General features: G+C 57.1%; 16 protein-coding genes. 4 read left to right on the forward strand and 12 right to left on the reverse strand.

From position 1 onward, the window contains the following. Positions 1-32: 32 nt before the first annotated feature. The 3 genes from ACFSOY_RS06820 to trmB form a co-directional block, all read right to left on the reverse strand. Positions 33-1,193, reverse strand: a complete 1,161-nt coding sequence (locus ACFSOY_RS06820; protein WP_386045062.1) for a S8 family peptidase — start codon at positions 1,191-1,193, stop codon at positions 33-35. Positions 1,194-1,429: 236 nt separating this feature from the next. After that, positions 1,430-2,569: a S8 family serine peptidase gene (locus ACFSOY_RS06825; protein ID WP_386045064.1), complete on the reverse strand. Its 1,140-nt coding sequence runs from the start codon at positions 2,567-2,569 to the stop codon at positions 1,430-1,432. A 266-nt stretch (positions 2,570-2,835) separates the two neighbouring features. Beyond that, positions 2,836-3,513, reverse strand: coding sequence for a tRNA (guanosine(46)-N7)-methyltransferase TrmB (gene trmB / locus ACFSOY_RS06830; protein ID WP_386045066.1), 678 nt, complete (start codon positions 3,511-3,513; stop codon positions 2,836-2,838). A gap of 157 nt (positions 3,514-3,670) precedes the next feature. Between trmB and ACFSOY_RS06835 the strand changes: the two genes are divergently transcribed. The 3 genes from ACFSOY_RS06835 to ACFSOY_RS06845 are packed head-to-tail and all read left to right on the forward strand — an operon-like array spanning position 3,671 to position 6,320. Continuing rightward, positions 3,671-4,069: a hypothetical protein gene (locus tag ACFSOY_RS06835; RefSeq protein WP_386045068.1), complete on the forward strand. Its 399-nt coding sequence runs from the start codon at positions 3,671-3,673 to the stop codon at positions 4,067-4,069. 27 nt (positions 4,070-4,096) lie between these two features. After that, positions 4,097-4,696, forward strand: coding sequence for a gluconate 2-dehydrogenase subunit 3 family protein (locus ACFSOY_RS06840; protein WP_386045070.1), 600 nt, complete (start codon positions 4,097-4,099; stop codon positions 4,694-4,696). After that, positions 4,689-6,320, forward strand: a complete 1,632-nt coding sequence (locus ACFSOY_RS06845; RefSeq protein WP_386045072.1) for a GMC family oxidoreductase — start codon at positions 4,689-4,691, stop codon at positions 6,318-6,320. Before ACFSOY_RS06840 ends, ACFSOY_RS06845 begins: the two co-directional genes overlap by 8 nt. A gap of 109 nt (positions 6,321-6,429) precedes the next feature. Here ACFSOY_RS06845 and ACFSOY_RS06850 read toward each other — a convergent pair whose 3' ends face one another. From ACFSOY_RS06850 to ACFSOY_RS06865, 4 genes are all read right to left on the reverse strand, one after another. After that, a complete protein-coding gene (locus ACFSOY_RS06850) occupies positions 6,430-7,395 on the reverse strand; it encodes an aldo/keto reductase family protein (protein ID WP_386046764.1) in 966 nt (321 codons plus the stop codon). Between the two features lie 96 nt (positions 7,396-7,491). Next, complete coding sequence (locus ACFSOY_RS06855) at positions 7,492-8,058, reverse strand: DUF2087 domain-containing protein (RefSeq protein ID WP_386045074.1); 567 nt, start codon at positions 8,056-8,058, stop codon at positions 7,492-7,494. 96 nt (positions 8,059-8,154) lie between these two features. Beyond that, positions 8,155-9,777 carry an MDR family MFS transporter gene (locus ACFSOY_RS06860; RefSeq protein WP_386045076.1) on the reverse strand — a complete coding sequence of 541 codons (1,623 nt, stop codon included), beginning with the start codon at positions 9,775-9,777 and terminating at the stop codon, positions 8,155-8,157. Continuing rightward, entirely contained in the window at positions 9,761-10,195 is a 435-nt protein-coding gene (locus tag ACFSOY_RS06865; protein WP_386045078.1) for a MarR family winged helix-turn-helix transcriptional regulator, read from the reverse strand. Before ACFSOY_RS06865 ends, ACFSOY_RS06860 begins: the two co-directional genes overlap by 17 nt. Before the next feature lie 156 nt (positions 10,196-10,351). On the opposite strand from ACFSOY_RS06865, the gene ACFSOY_RS06870 reads away from it, so the two are divergent. Continuing rightward, a complete protein-coding gene (locus tag ACFSOY_RS06870; protein WP_386045080.1) occupies positions 10,352-10,741 on the forward strand; it encodes a globin domain-containing protein in 390 nt (129 codons plus the stop codon). A 30-nt stretch (positions 10,742-10,771) separates the two neighbouring features. On the opposite strand, the gene ACFSOY_RS06875 is transcribed toward ACFSOY_RS06870, so the two are convergent. The 5 genes from ACFSOY_RS06875 to ACFSOY_RS06895 all read right to left on the reverse strand — a co-directional run bounded on the left by ACFSOY_RS06875 (position 10,772) and on the right by ACFSOY_RS06895 (position 15,768). Beyond that, entirely contained in the window at positions 10,772-10,936 is a 165-nt protein-coding gene (locus ACFSOY_RS06875) for a type II toxin-antitoxin system antitoxin (RefSeq protein WP_386045081.1), read from the reverse strand. 12 nt (positions 10,937-10,948) lie between these two features. Further along, entirely contained in the window at positions 10,949-11,821 is an 873-nt protein-coding gene (locus tag ACFSOY_RS06880) for an SPFH domain-containing protein (RefSeq protein WP_386045083.1), read from the reverse strand. 107 nt (positions 11,822-11,928) lie between these two features. Beyond that, on the reverse strand, positions 11,929-12,126 hold the full coding sequence (locus ACFSOY_RS06885) for a hypothetical protein (RefSeq protein WP_386045085.1): 198 nt from the start codon (positions 12,124-12,126) through the stop codon (positions 11,929-11,931). Positions 12,127-12,144: 18 nt separating this feature from the next. Further along, complete coding sequence (locus ACFSOY_RS06890; protein WP_386045087.1) at positions 12,145-14,115, reverse strand: dynamin family protein; 1,971 nt, start codon at positions 14,113-14,115, stop codon at positions 12,145-12,147. Positions 14,116-14,118: 3 nt separating this feature from the next. Then, complete coding sequence (locus ACFSOY_RS06895; RefSeq protein ID WP_386045089.1) at positions 14,119-15,768, reverse strand: dynamin family protein; 1,650 nt, start codon at positions 15,766-15,768, stop codon at positions 14,119-14,121. Positions 15,769-15,899 lie beyond the last annotated feature (131 nt).

Raw genomic sequence — 15,899 nt, forward strand, 5'->3', positions numbered from 1 at the left:
AAATTGGCGAAGGGGTGTATTGAGATCCCTGCTTACAGGGAGTTGAGTGCGTTTACGCGGCCATATTGCCACCAACCAGGAACACCGATCGGGTCAGCGCCGCTGAAGATCTTGCTGACGATCCCTGCGTTGGAGAGGCTCGGGTTTTTCGCTCTGACCAGACCTGCCACCCCTGCGACGATCGGAGTCGCCATCGAGGTACCGGACATGACGGTCATGCCGCCGCCGAGACGAGTCGAGTTGATCGAGGTGCCCGGAGCTGCTACGTGTACCCAAGAACCGTAGGTGGAGAAGGAAGATCTGTTATCCGCGCTGTCGGTCGAACCGACCGCTACCACGTTGTTGTATGCGCCCGGATAGTTTTTCACCGTGTTGCCAGCGTTACCTGCCGCCGCCACGATGACCACGTTATTAGCCCACGCGTTGTTGATCGCCGTTTGGAACGCAGCGCTGGAGCCGGTGCCGCCCAGCGACATCGAGATGATGTTCGCGCCGTTGGCGACCGCCCAGTTCACGCCGTTGATGATGTCAGACGTGTAGCCCGAACCTGCAGAGTTCAGAACTTTGATCGGCATGATTCGCGCTTGCCAGTCAACGCCTGCCCCGTTGGTGCTGTTGTTGGTGCTCGCAGCTGCGATCCCTGCGCAGTGAGTGCCATGACCGTGGTCATCCTGTGCTACGCTGTCTCCGTTGACAAAGTCGTAGCCAGGGATGATCTTCGCGGACAGATCCGGATGGCTCAGGTCAACGCCGGTGTCGATGATCGCGATCTTCGTCGACGTCGAACCGGTGGTGATGTCCCACGCTTGCGGAGCTTTGATCTTCGGCAAATGCCACTGGCTGGAGTAGGACGGATCGTTCGGGATGAGGTTGATCTTCATGATCGGATCGAGCTCTGCGTACTCGACGTTCGGGTCAGCTTGCACCTTCGCCAGCACGTCGCCCACTTTCCCGTCGGTCACTTTCAGCACTTTCAGGTTGCCGTCGATCGCCTTTTTCACCGAAGCGCCTGCCTTCGCAGCGACGGATGCTGTCTGATCCACCTTGCTCGGCTTCATCTTCACGATGATCTGGTCAGTTCCAGGGTTTACCACCGCTTCCGGTTTTGCTGCGGATACACCCGCTGCTGGCAGCAGTGCTGCCCCGAGGGCAACCGCCAGGAATGCTCCTGCTACTTTCTTCATCTTAGCCATTCTGATAGCCTCCTTTATTTTTTTGCGAACTTGAATCGTTCGCTTACAATGTAAGTGTAATCTAATAGTTACAATCACACAAATCAGAAATCCCGCAAATTTCGCCCGCAATAGGCAATTTTCACAGATTATTACCAACAATCTAAATTTTTCACACCAATCTTTATTATCAGTTTATTTTTTTATACAAAAAGACACCTCGATTTTTCGAGGTGTCCGACCGACCTGATCACAGATTAGAACCCGTTTACCGTGTTGTACATGTTTAATCTGCGGAAGGAGTAGCCGATGCTGTCACCTTGCGTCAGCACTCTGGTCTCCACGGTCGCTTTGCTGTAGGTCAGGTTGCAGGACCAAGCGAGCGACATCGCACCGGAGACGAGCGCAGCCGAATAGGAGGAGCCCGAATAGGTTGCGACCCCACCGCCCATGCGAGTGGTGATGATGTTCGCCCCTGGCGCTCCGATATCGACATAGGAAGCGGTGACAGCTGGCACGTCTGCCGCCGTGGTCGCCGTCACCGCGACCACATTGTTATAGGCTGCCGGATAGGAGGGCGGTGAATTGGAGTCTGCCGCGGCGACGATGATGCATCCCATGCTGTGCGCATAGTCGATCGCCGCTTGGAAGGCGCTCGAATAGGAACCGCCCGCCAGCGAGAGGTTGATCACATTCGCTCCGTTGTTCGCCGCAAAATAGATGCTGTTGATGATCGCTGAGACCGTGCCCGCCCCCGATGCGTTTAGCGCTTTGATCGGCATGATCTTCGCGTTCCAATCCATGCCAGCGATCGCGTTGGAGTTGTTCCCGCTGGCAGCCGCAACGCCCGCTACCGCCGTCCCGTGCCCATTGTCATCGCTTGCGACCGAATCGTTGTTCACATAGTCGTAGCCTGCGACGATCCTGCCAGCGAAATCGGGGTGGCTGAGGTCGACGCCCGTATCTATGATCGCGATCGTGCGCGACGACGAGCCCGTAGTGATGTCCCACGCCAGCGGTGCTTGCACTTTCGTCATATACCACTGGCTCGGGTAGGAGGGATCGTTCGGGATCATCTGGATGCTGACCGGTTGATCCTCTTCCACCGCCTCGACTCCTCCATCGGTGCGGAGCGCTGCGATCTGCGCTTTCGACTCACCAGCCGGAATTTTCATCTCGTACCAATCGCTGTTGCCGATCTGCTCGATCTTGCTCGCCTTGTGTTTTCCCGCAAGCTTACCCGCTTGTTGACCCGCTTTCACCTTGACCAGCAGGCTGACCTCTTCCACCCGTTTCTCGCTGCCCAGATCTGAAGTTGCCGCCTGTGCAGACAGCCCTGTCGCGCAGGTCAAGGAGAGCGCCAACAGCGTGAGCGACGCTGCTTTGAACCGTTTCATCTTATGTCCTCCCTCTCTATTTTTAAAATTGTTACTTTTTAATTATATATCAAACAAAATCTATAGAGCGAAAAATTTCTCGACAAAGGAAAAAGCACCCCGTTTCCGCTACGGGGTGCTTTTTCCTTACGAACCACCAGTTTGCTTTAGCTGGCTTCCCATCTCTCTCTGTTATGTAGCCGCGAAAACGACTCACAAGAATCAATATATGGCCGACCCGCTCAATTATGCGTGTCGATCGATCAGGACAAACGGCGCGGGCGCCGCTATTCTACGCCCTGCTGTTCGCGCTTCGGATACGGCCTTGCCTCCACGCGGTAGATCGGCATGCCTCGCGACGAAAACTTCTCCTCGTACTCGGTCATGATGTTGCCTTCCATCCACCTGCTGTTATGTAAGTCGAGCGTGATCGCCGACAGCTTCCAATCATCATCGGCCAGCTCGTTTAGCGAAAACTCGAACAGGTCGCGATTGTCCGTCTTAAAGTGCACCGCACCGTCCGCTCGGAGCACAGAGCGGTAGGATTGCAAAAAGCTCCGATAGGTCAGCCTCCGCTTCGCATGGCGCGTCTTCGGCCATGGATCGGAGAAGTTGAGGTAGATGCGATGCACTTCACCCGCATCAAAAAAATCGATCAGTCGCGAGGCGTCCGCAGGCGTCAGGATCAAATTGTTCCCCACTTCCAACTCCGCCGCCTTCCTGCCGACTCGACCGAGCAGTTCGTGCTCAAGCTCGATCCCGACAAAGTTGATGTCAGGGTGCTGATGGGCAAGCGTCGAGATGAAGCGACCTCGTCCCGTGCCGATTTCGATATAGATCGGATTGTCATTGCCAAACAGCTCGTGCCAACGCCCTTTGTGCTTGCTCGGCAACTCCAAAATCCGCCCGGCCGCTTTGTGCATTTGGTATTGCTTGATTAGCTTTTCACGTCCCCGAATGCGCATGTGTTCGATCTCACCTTTGTCTCTTTTTCTCGTTCTTCTGAATTATAGTGTGTACGTCTAGTCTGCGCAAGGAAGAGCGTTCAATTCTTATCTGCAGCTCGCATAGTTTCTAGAAGTTTTTGGCAACCCTAGAAGTTGTGGAGGTGTTTGAACTGCGATGATCACAAGCTGGTATGGCTGGCCGCTCGATCGAGTTCTCGTCCTGTTCCTCGGTCTGTTGTATCTGATGATCTTTGTCCAAGTGACCCTGTTTCACTATCGGCAAAACTTTCGCCATTGGTCGATGTGGATTCCGGTGATCGCCACCCCGATCGATGGATTGGCCCTCGTGACCTATTCGGTTGCTCGCACCGACTGGCTGGTCACGATCCTGACCTTGCTCTTGTCGCTATCTTTCTTCGCTGGGCTCTTCGGCTCGTACATGCATTTTCGCGGTGTCGGCGCGCGCGTCGGCGGCTACGAGACGCGCAACTTTCTGGTCGGTCCTCCCCTGATGCTGCCCGGGATGATCACCGGATCGAGCTTGCTCGGGCTGATCGCGCTGTATTGGTCGTAAGTTCGACAAACCGAAGGGAGTGAGACGGTGGATAACAGAACCAACTATCCGAACTACGATGTGATGGACGAGCAGGCGCACTGGGACGCCCACACCCGCCAGATCGTGCAAAAGCGCTTGGCGACGCCTGGGAGCTTCGCCAAGCTGACGAGCGAGGAGGTCGACGCCATTCGGGCGATGGCCGCCTTGCTCGTCGATGATGGTCGGTCGTTTCTCCTCGATTACATCGTCGATCATTTTAACGCAAAGCTGATCAGCGACAGCGGGGAAGGCCAGCGCCAAGCGGGCGTGCCCGAGCTGCACGCGCTGCTCAAGCAAGGGCTTGCTGCGCTGGAAGCGCTGGCACAGAAGCGGAATGCAAGCTCCTATCCAGCCCTCCGCCCCCAGTTGCAGCTCGAACTTCTGATGGAGCTTGAAGACGGCACAGTAAAGCTGATCGCTCCAAACGGCGACCAGATCCCCGCCCGAGCTTTTTTTCAAAAGATGCTCACGGAGACGGTCAGCGCCTACTATTCACATCCAACCGTCTGGTCGGAGATCGGCTATGGTGGGCCTGCGTACCCGCGAGGATATGTGCGCAGCGAGCTAGGACTGACCGACCCTTGGGAGGCGAGAAAAGATGGATAATCAGCAAGCGCCTCAAACGGCAAGCTGCCATTATGAGGGGCATCGCTTTTCAGACCTCGATCACCGCAAATACCCGGATGAGGCAGATGTGGTGATCGTCGGCGCCGGCGCGGCAGGTGGCGTGCTGGCGTACGAGCTCAGCCGAGCTGGCCTCCGCGTCGTCGTGATCGAAGCTGGCCCCTTTTGGAATTCGCAGTCAGACTTCGCTTCGGACGAGCTGTCGACACAGCGGCTCGGCTGGCAGGACACCCGCATCGTCGATGGGAGCGATCCCCTGCGGATGGGGCACAACAATTCGGGTCGCGGGGTCGGCGGAGGAACCACCCATTTCACCGGCGTCTTTTTGCGCTTTCACGAGAGCGATTTCCAGACGAAGACGGCAGACGGTGTCGGCGAGGATTGGCCGATTCGCTATGCGGACCTGGAGCCGTACTACAGCTATATCGAGCGCTCGATCGGCGTCTCCGGGCCCAAGCGGTTTCCGTGGGGGCCGTTCGCAGGGCCGTATCCGATGCCAGAGCGGGAGCCGATCTCCGCCAATGCGGAAATGTTTCGCATCGGATGTGAGCGGTTGGGCATCAGCAGCACAATCGCGCCGCTGGCGATCAACTCCGCTCCCTTTGATGGGCGACCGCCCTGTATCAACCGCGGTTTTTGCAACCAGGGGTGCATGCCGAATGCAAAATATTCGGGCTTGGTGCATCACATCCCCAAAGCGATGGCAGCTGGTGCAGAAATTTTGACCGACTGCATGGTGACGCAGATCGAACTCGATGAGGCGGGAAAAGCGCAGAGCGTGATCTTCCACCACGAGGGAGTCGACTATCGCCAGCGGGCCAGGGTGATCATCCTGTCATCATTCGTGGTCGAAACGCCTCGTCTGCTCCTCGCTTCTGCCACCAAAGGGCATCGCGACGGGCTGGCCAACTCAAGCGGCACCGTCGGGAAGTACATCATGCCGCACTCTTCGCACGATGTGTACGGACGGTTCGAACAGGAGATTCGCCTGTACAAAGGAACGCCGGTGCTCGCGACCACGCAGGCGATGTATGCGACACAGCCTGATCGCGGCTTTCGGCGGGGCTATTCCCTGCACGCGCACGGTGCCCGCCCGGTGGCGATGAGCAAAGGGCTCGCCGTCGATGCTGGCGTGTGGGGCAAGCGGTTGCGGGAGACGATGATCGACTACAACCAGTATGGGCGCATCACGCTGGTCGGCGAGGTGTTGCCACAGGCGGACAACTGCGTGACCCTGACCGACCAGAAGGACAAATACGGCCTGCCGCTGCCCAAAGTGACCTTTTCCTACGGTGAAAATGACCGCAAGCTGATCGAGCACGCGGTGCAGACGATGAATCAGATCCTCATCGCAGCCGGCGGCAAACCGGAGTTTGTCATCCCTGACACCGCCCATCTGATGGGAGGCTGTCGGATGGGGAATGATCCGAACACCTCGGTCGTCAACAGCTGGTGTCGGTCGCACGACATCGACAATCTCTACATCTGCTCAGCCGCTTCCTTCGTCACCTCGGGCGGTGCCAACCCGACCAACACGGTGATGGCGCTCGCCGCCCGCACTTCCGCCTACCTGATCGAACAGTTTCGCGCCGGAGAGCATCCGTAGGCAAGTCCCCCCCTGCAAAAGACACAAAACGGCAGGCCCCCCGCGGGAGCCTGCCGTGACGTGTTGTTCACCTTTTCGTGCGGAGGGATTCACCCTCCTCACCGTGCGATCAGGCGCGCTGTTGCGTCAAGATCGCTTCGATCTCCTCCAGATCGCCTGCGCTGAGCACAACATCGAGCGCCTTGACGTTCTCGACGACCTGCTCGGGGCGAGAAGCGCCGACGATCGCCGCCGAGACGTTCGGCTGCCGCAAAATCCAAGCGATCGCAAGCTGTGCCAGCGAGCACGCTTTGCGCTCTGCGACCGTCTGCAAACGCTCCACCTTCGCAAAGTTCTCCGCGGTGAAGAAGCGCTGAATCGTGCCTGAGACAGCCTTGTCTTCAACTGCTGCCCGCGAGCCTGCCGGATGTGCTTCACCCTGTTTGTACTTCCCGGTCAGCATCCCCTGTGCGAGCGGCGACCACACGACCTGTCCGACGCCTTCCCGCTCCGACAGCGGAATGATCTCCGGCTCGATGTAGCGCTCAAGCATCGAGTATTGCGGCTGGTTGGACACGATGCGATCCAAGAGCAGTTTATCTGCTGTGTGCAGCGCGTCTGCGATCTGGGACGCCTTCCACTCCGAAACGCCCGCATAGAGGATCTTGCCCTGCGTGATCAGATCGTCGATCGCGCGCAGCGTTTCATCGAGCGGTGTCTCCTGATCGTAGCGGTGACATTGCCACAGGTCGATATAGTCCACATTCAGCCGTTTGAGCGAGGCGTTGACCTGCTCGATGATATGTTTGCGCGACAGGCCGCGGTCGTTCGGACCTTCCCCCATCGGCCAAAACGCTTTGGTCGCCAACACGTAGGATTCGCGCGGGTATTTCGCCAGCGCTTTGCCGACCACCTTTTCCGCCTCTCCGCGGCGGTAGACGTTCGCCGTGTCAAAAAAGTTGATGCCGAGCTCATACGCCTGATCGATGCAAGCGGTCGCCGCCTGATCTTCCGTATAGCCGCCATAGGTCAGCCACGAGCCGAGCGCGATCTCCGAAACTTTCAAGCCGGAGCGTCCCAACCGTCTGTATTTCATCTCTGTCATCACAGAAGCACCTCCGATCGATTCTCCCAAGCACCTTCGCCTCTCGTCGCCCTCATTCCTTCAGTCGACCGAATTCTGTAAGCTGGCTCACTCAATCTTCGCCCACAGCTCAGGCGGGTTGAGCGTATAGACGCCATTTTCCCGATACATGTAGTGGTTGATCACAAACTCGCGACGAATCGTGCAGTGATCTTCATGAAACTGCCTGATGTATTCGTCGATCTCCCGCTCCGTGTATGAACGTCCAATTTCCAGCCCTTCTAACAGGTGTTCAAACACATAGAGCTTCTTCTTGCGCTGAGAGGGAATGGTTTTCAACCGCCCGCTTTGATCGAAGAAGTTTTGCACCACTTTCCCCCGCTCCCCATCGGTCGTCCGCTTCACTTGCTCCACCCTCCTCAAGATCGATTGCGACTTAAAGTGCAACTCCTTTTCCATCAGATGAAAATAGATCGTGTTCTTCTCCCGCACTCCCTTGACCAGCATCACGTTGCGCAGCACGTTCATGTGGTGCGTCACCGTCGCAGCTGTCAAACCGAGCTTCTCGGCGATCTCCCCACCGCTCAAAGAACCTGCTGCCAGCAGCATGACGATCTTCAAGCGGTTCACATCCCCGAGCGCTTTATGGAACTCCAACATTCTGCCAAGCTGCACGCCGCTCACCTACTTCGATGTATTTCTAATTAGACTATAATCAAAATAGATTCCCCCTGTCAACAGAAGCGGGGGAATAAAAAAAGCCCGACTCCATCAGGAGCCGGACGGTTGTACGTTCGGATCGCGTTCCTCTTTCGGTTCCCGTTCGGGTTCCTTGTTCGAGGTGCGAAGTGGAATTTCTTTGAGCAAGAAGGTGATCAGCAGCGCGACGATCGAAAGCGAGAAGCCGACGACGAACACCGAGTCCAGCCCTGCCACCAGCGCCGTTTTCAGCGTGGCGATCAGCTGGTCGAATACCCCCTGCACAGGTGGAGCTAACGTCTCGCGAATCTGTGCCAGCTTGGGCGAATCGACCAACAGCTGCGGGTTCATCAGCGCTTGCGCTTTGTCGGCGAGCTCTGGACGAGCCAAGAACTGCTTGACTTCGGCCGGCAGCGTGCTGGTCAGCTCTTCCTGAATCCGCGAGTTCATCAGCGTGCCCATGATCGCAACGCCGACTGTGCCGCCGATCTGACGGAACAGCTGCACCGAAGAGGAGGTGACGCCGAGCAGGTTTTGCGGCGTCGCATTCTGCACCGCCAGCATCAAGATCGGCATCGAGAAGCCGAGTCCCGCCCCGACGATGATCATGTCGATCGACGCGACGAGGTTGGTCGTCTCTGTCGACATCAGCGTCAGCAGATACATGCCGATCACCAGCACGACGCCGCCGAGCAGCGCCGGCCACTTGTAGCGGCCTGTGCGGCTGGTCAGCTGTCCGGAGATGGCGGAGCAGGCGACCATCGAGATCATCATCGGCATCGTGACCAGACCGGATGCGGTCGCCGACGTTCCGACCACGCCTTGCACGAACAGCGGAATGTACATGATCGAGCCGAACATCGCCACCCCGGTCAGGAAGCCGATCATGTTCGACACAACAAAAATTCCGTTTTTAAACAGCGACATCGGCAGCACAGGTTGCTCCGCGCGAATTTCCGCCCAGATGAACAGAAGCAGTGCAGCCGCGGCGACACCAAACAAGGTGATGATCATGCCCGAATCCCACGCATATTTTGATCCGCCCCATGAAAAGGCGAGCAGGAGCGGGACGAGGAACGCCGTCACCAAGATCGCGCCCAGATAGTCGATGCGACCGCCAGAGCGCCCTGCCACTTTCGGGAACAGACGCCAGATCAACAGGAAGGCGATCACGCCGATCGGCAGGTTGACCCAGAACACCCATTTCCACTCGGCGTTGTCAACAATATAGCCGCCCAAGAACGGCCCGATCACCGCCGACATGCCAAAGACCGCCCCGAGCAGCCCCTGCCACTTGCCCCGTTCCCGCGGTGGGAACAGGTCGCCGACAGCCGAAAATGCGGTCGACATGATAAAACCGCCGCCGAGCCCTTGCAGACCGCGATAGATGATCATCTGCACGATCGTCTGCGAAGTTCCGGTCAAAAAGGCGCCGATCATAAACAGCAACAGACCGAACAGGATGAACGGTTTACGCCCATACATGTCGGACAGCTTGCCTACCAGAAGACCGGTCACGCTCGAAGTTAGCATATAGATGGTGAATACCCAAGAATAATACTCCATGCCGCCCAGCTCCGCGATGATGCGCGGAAGTGCGGTCCCGACGATCGTCTGGTTGAGCGATGCGAACAACATGCTGGCCATGATGGCGAGCATGATCATCGTCTTTGTGCGTTTATCTAGTTCTTCCATAGTCTCCCTCCCCGAGCATTTCAGTCACTTTATTTAAGATCCGATTCAAATCACGAAGATCGTCTTCCGTTAGTGTGCCAAAATACTTTGCAAACAACCGCCGCCGAATGCCCTTGATCTCCGTGAGCAATTCCCGCCCCTGATCGGTGATCGAAAGCATCACCACACGGCGATCCCGCTCCGAGCGCTCCCGATTCAACAGACCTGCCTTGAGCAGCCGATCGGACAGCAACGTCACCGCGCCGACCGTCACGTACAACATCTCGGCCACTTCTGATACTTTGCTCGAACCGTTGCGCTCCAACGCCTCCAGCACCTGAATCTGGGGACCGGTCACATCCCGTTTGAGCTCATGTCGATATTCGGCGATCAGCTTGCGAAATATCGTGACAAACTGTGTTTCGATCTCCTCGCGCACCGTGCAACTCCTCCCCCTCGCAATATCATATAGTCCCTAAATGTTTTAGTCAATCAAATATTTGATACCAGAAACAGTATCCTGCTCCTCCACATCTTCCCCTTTGCTCTATGCTAAAATGTAGGATGATACGCGTTGTGAAAGGAGCATTCCGACATGTTGGACGATCCGCAAAAGAGTGTCTACGAACTGATCGGCGGCGGTGAAACGATCCGCCGACTGGTCGATGCGTTCTACAGACGAGTTGGCGAGCACCCAGGTCTTAAACCGCTGTTCCCAGCCGATCTCACCGAGACGGCAGACAAGCAATACCTCTTCCTCACCCAATTTTTTGGCGGGCCTCCCCTGTACTCCCAGCAATATGGGCACCCGATGCTCCGCGCGCGCCACCTGCCGTTCCCGATCACGCCGGAGCGAGCGAAAGAGTGGCTCGGCTGCATGCGGGAAGCGATGGATGAGATCGGGCTCAGCGGCCCGATCGCCGACCATATGTATGAACGGTTCATCCAGACAGCCCACCATATGGTCAACAAAGCTGAGAGCTGAACCTCAGCAAAAAGGGAACCGATCGGACGATCAGTTCCCTTCTTCTTTTCTCGTGCGGCCTGCTTTTTTCACAGCTTCCCGCAGCAGAAACTCGATATGGCTGTTCACGCTTCGAAACTCGTCGTTCGCCCAGTGTTCCAGCGCCTCATAGAGCTTGGGGTCAAGGCGGAGCGGAAACTGTTTTTTCTTCGCCATTGTCGGCGGGCCTTAGTAGATCGACCCCGCGTTGACGATCGGCTGAGACGGCTTTTCGGAGACGATCGCCACCATCAGGTTGTTGATCATCGCCGCTTTTCGCTCTTCATCAAGTTCGATGACCCCATCCGCCTTCAGCTTTTCGATCGCCATCTGAACCATTCCGACCGCCCCTTCGACGATCGTCTGACGCGCTGCCACGATCGCAGCCGCCTGTTGACGCTGTAACATCGCACCGGCGATCTCTGGCGAATAGGCCAGATGAGTCAGCCGCGCTTCCATCACTTCGACGCCGGCCACCGCCAGGCGCGCTTGCAGATCGCGTTGGAGCTCGACCGCCACCTCTTCGGTGTTGCCGCGCAGCGAGGTGGCGTCCGCATCGTGATTGTCATACGGGTATTGGCTGGCGATGTGGCGCAGTGCCGTCTCGCTTTGAATTTCGACAAACTGCATGTATTGATCCACTTCGAACAGCGCCTTGGCCGAGTCGGTCACCTTGAAGACGATCACCGCGGCGATCTCGATCGGGTTGCCCGCCACATCGTTCACTTTTAACTGCTTGGAGTTGAAGTTGCGCACCTTCAGCGACACTTGCGGCTTCGAGGTGAACGGCACCGTCCACCAGAAGCCCGGCTTGCGAACAGAGCCGAGATAGCGACCGAAAAACACGATCGCTTTCGCCTGGTTCGGCTGGACGACGAAAACTCCGGTCGACACTACCAATCCGACGACCATCGCCACCACGCCTAAGAGCACAAGCGCTCCGTTGGCGACCTCATCATCCTCCAATCCGCTGAACACTCCGTAGATTCCCCCCACAATCAATGCGAGCGAAAGCAACAGCCCGAGGAAACCGTTCATCCCCATCGTCTTTTTCTCTTGCATGAGTGAACCCCCTTAATTGTTTCATTTTGATATGCATATGATATCACTTTGATCGCATTGTTGTCAAAAAAAAGCACACATTCTTTTCGAAATGTGTGCGTACGCTTCTATTTTTGCTTGCGCTTTTTGTAGATGTTGACGCCCAGCTCGACCAAACAGGCGACCGGAAACATCCAGAGCAACCAGATGTAGAGGATGCCGTAGATTTCGCCAAAGTTGCTCGGCTTCACCTCGGCTGCGACGTAACTGCCCGCAAACAGGATCAGTGCCAAACCCAGCCAGATCAAGATAAATCGTTTCAACACGGGAGAAAACCCCTTTCACTATGCTTGCGCCAAACCTTGTAAATGTTCTTGCACCTTTTTCAATTGTACCACATCAACCTGCAGGGAGAGCGCATCGAACAGCCCGGCAAACGATTCTTCGACCTGTGTGCGCACATCAGCTTGCAAGTCTTCGGTCAGGCGGTTCAACGCTTGTCCATAATCGCCGTTCAGCCTGGTGCCCGCCCCAGTCAAATAGGAGGTGACCGGCGCCTGCATCGCTTTTTCCAACGCCTCTAGCATCGCTTGCCGACCGTTCTTTTCGAAAAAGTCTTTCGCGTTCTTAAACAGGCTGAGCTCTTTGGCGAAGTCGGCAGCGCTGTACTCGGAGAGCGTCTCCGCAAACTCGGGCGTTTCGAACGAGCGCGGCTCATACGCTTCAAACAGCACGTGCGCACCCGCTTCCTCCACAGCACCGCACAGCCGATCGCGCAGGCGCTTGCCGTGCTGGTTGACAAACTTCTCCAAGCGCAGCGCGGTCGCCCGCATCTCCTGCCCGAGATCATAGCCGATAAAGCGAGCCAGCTCGTCGAGCGAACCTTTGAGCGCCGCTTTCAGGTCGCGGCCGTCCGCTTGCAGGACAGACGGGTTGAACGACTCTTTGAACATGTCGCCAAAACGGAAGAACAGGCGTTGACGAACATAGTAGAGCAGCTCCTCCACCTCTTTGTCGAGCGCTTTTCGCTCCGGCGATGCGTCGAGCTTCTCGATCGCGACCAGCGCGCTCGCACGCGCACGCTCCGCCTCCTGTCGCTTCGCCTGGCGCACCGATTCATCCTCCGATGCGGAGCTGATCAGCTCCTCCAGCGCTCTGGCTGCCCGCTCGATCTCGGCGATCGCCGAGCTCACCGCGATCTCCGTCAACTCCTGGATCGTAAACGACAGAAAATCCTTTTCAAATCGGCTGATCCCCGAGAGCTCAAGCGCCGAAGCGGGCGCCATCAGCTCGCCCTCTCCCGACTGCGTGCGCTGGCGGTACACCTTTTCGGCCGACCCTTTCAGCTCCCCGCGCTCGTGCAGGCGCGCCAAAAGCGCCGTCTGAGAAGAGACCGGGTAGATGCGCGGCATCGAGATTCCGCAGGAGACGAGGTTTTTGCGAACGTGAGTGACAACCCCCTGCAGCTCCTCCTCATCTTTCGCCAGGTCGGCCGCGTTGACGATGAAGAACATCTTGTCCATCTCAAACGTATCTTTCACCCGTCCAAGCTGAATCAGAAACTCGCGATCCGCATTGGAAAAGGCGTGGTTGTAATAGGTGACGAACAGCACCGCATCCGCATTCTTGATGTAGTTGAAGGCGACGCCGGTGTGCCGAGCGTTGATCGAGTCAGCCCCTGGCGTATCGACCAGCGTGATCCCCTGCTGTGTGAGCGGGCAATCATAATACAGCTCGATCCACTCGACAAAACAGGCTTTCTCCTCTTTGGCGACAAACGACTTGAACTCTTTCAGATCGACGATCAGCTCTTGTCCGAGCTGCTCGCCGATCGGCGCGAGTCCTTTTGCCACCGCCTTTAGGAAGGAGAAGTGCGGCTTGGCCTGCGGTTGCACACCGCTCGGGTCGAGCGTGGCGATCACCGCAAGCGATGACTCTAAGTCGCTTGCTTCGAGCGCGAACACGGCGAGCGACTGCTGCACATCTAACGTGATGTCCGCTTCCGACTTCAGCTTGACCCGCACGCTCCCGTGCGGGTAGACGTCTGTCGGCGGCAGGATCTTGTTGATCGCAGCGGTGGTCGGGTTGGGCGAGACGGGCAACACCATCTCCCCCATCAGCGCGTTGGCAAACGAGGACTTGCCTGCTGAGAACGCGCCGAAGAGCGCGACGGTGAACAGGTTCTGCTCCAAGCGCTCCGCTCTCTGCTTCATCCCGGTCGCCGTCGTCTTAAAGCCGGTGATCGCTGCGATCGCCTCCGATGCGCTCTTCAGACGCCCCGCTGTGGTGCTAAGTTTTGCTTTGTAATCTTCCATCTTCTACGCTTCCTCCCCTGACAACACGCCGACTAGCTCTTGCTGATAGACGCGCTCCGCACTTTGGAGCGCTTGCAGTTCCTCAAATGCGCGACCGATCGCCTCCGCCTGTTCGAGCGCGCGGCGGTGCTTGGCACCTTCCACGTCGACGCGGCGCTTAGCAAGTGCGACGCCCATCTCGATGAAGCGCTGCGCTTCGCGGCGGTAGAGCGCTTTGATCTCTGCCGCTAGATCTTTCGCATACTGATACATATATTCATCTGACGAGAGCCCGCCCTCTTTGACACAGTCGGCGAGCAGGCTCGCTTTTATCTCTACATGGAATTGATCATATACCGCTTTCGCATACTCTTCATCTTGCAGCTGATAGCTCTCGACCGTTTTGACCAGCAGTTCGCGGATGTGCCAGTCGATGTTCGCCTGCACCTTATCCATCAGATCGCCGTGCAGCGCTTGCAGGCGGCTGTCGATCTCCTCCTGCGTCTTTTTCGCCGTGCCGAAGAGGAAGCCGACCTTAAAGCCTGGACGTCTGCTCTTGACATATTCGCCCGCCAGCTCGGTCGTCTGAAAAGGCGTGATCTTCGCATTGTCGAGCAGCGATCCGACCACCTTCTTCAGATCTGCTTCGAGGTCGGCCGGCGCTGCCTCCCAGGCGCGATACTCATCGGCCATCACCTGACTTTGCGCGTACAGCTCTTGCGGATCGTCAAACGAGTCGAGGAACTCCTGCAGCTGAGCTCTGCGCTCTGCCGACTTGCCCGCCTGCACCAGCGCGTGCTCCTCGATCAGCGCGAGGGCGGAGGCGAGAACGCTTCGCTTCAGCAGCGCGCCTCTGTCTGCGAACAGCTCCCCAAGCTTCGCCTGCAGGAGATCGTACATGTTCTCCTCATGATCTGCATCGAACAGCGAGGTGAAGAACAGGCCGTCCGGCTCGATGCCCCACGTCGCAAACCCTTCGATCACACTTTCTCGATACTCATCAAAATCCAATTCGAAATCCATGTGCTTATCGATCTGGTTGACGACCAGATAGACCGGTTTGCCCCGATCTTTTAGCGTCTTGGTGAAGGAGAAGTTCAATTCGGATTGGACATGGTTATAATCCATCACATAAAAGATCACGTCTGCCAGATGCAGGGCAGATTCGGTGGCGACCTTATGCGCCGCATCTGTCGAATCGATCCCCGGCGTATCCATCACCGAGGCGCTCTCTGCAAGCAGTTCGCTCGGATGGGTGATCTCGATCTTGACCACCTGGTTGCCGTCAGCCGCATAATTTTTGATCGCCTCAAGCTCAGTCTCAAGGTCAAATTCGATCTGATCGCCATCGGTCAGGAAGGCGAGCGCCTTCTTCTCATTGCCGCCTTTGATCTCCACGATGTTCGCACTGGTCGGAATCGGGCTGGACGGCAAGATGTCCGCCCCGAGCAGCGCGTTGATCATGCTCGACTTCCCTGCGGAGAAGTGTCCGCAGAAAGCGATCGCAAAGCGACCGTGCTCCCATTTGGCAGCAAGCTCTGCCACCTTCGCTGCATTCGCTTCATCGCCCGCCGCTTCCATCCGCGCGCGGAGCGTCACCAGCGCTTTTGCCAGATGGTCGCTTGTCATCTGCTGTGATGCTCTTTCAATCTGTTCGATCGTCTCTATGCTCATTCACTCTAGACCCCGTTCTTTTCAAGAATCAACGCTTTAAATTCTATCATTCCTTCTATCAGAAAAAAAGCAACCCTTTTTGGTAAAGCAGCGGGCTTTCTTTCCCCCGCAAACTTCGCTATCATGGAGAA

The organism is Tumebacillus lipolyticus (assembly GCF_042682745.1).
Classification (GTDB): domain Bacteria; phylum Bacillota; class Bacilli; order Tumebacillales; family Tumebacillaceae; genus Tumebacillus_A; species Tumebacillus_A lipolyticus.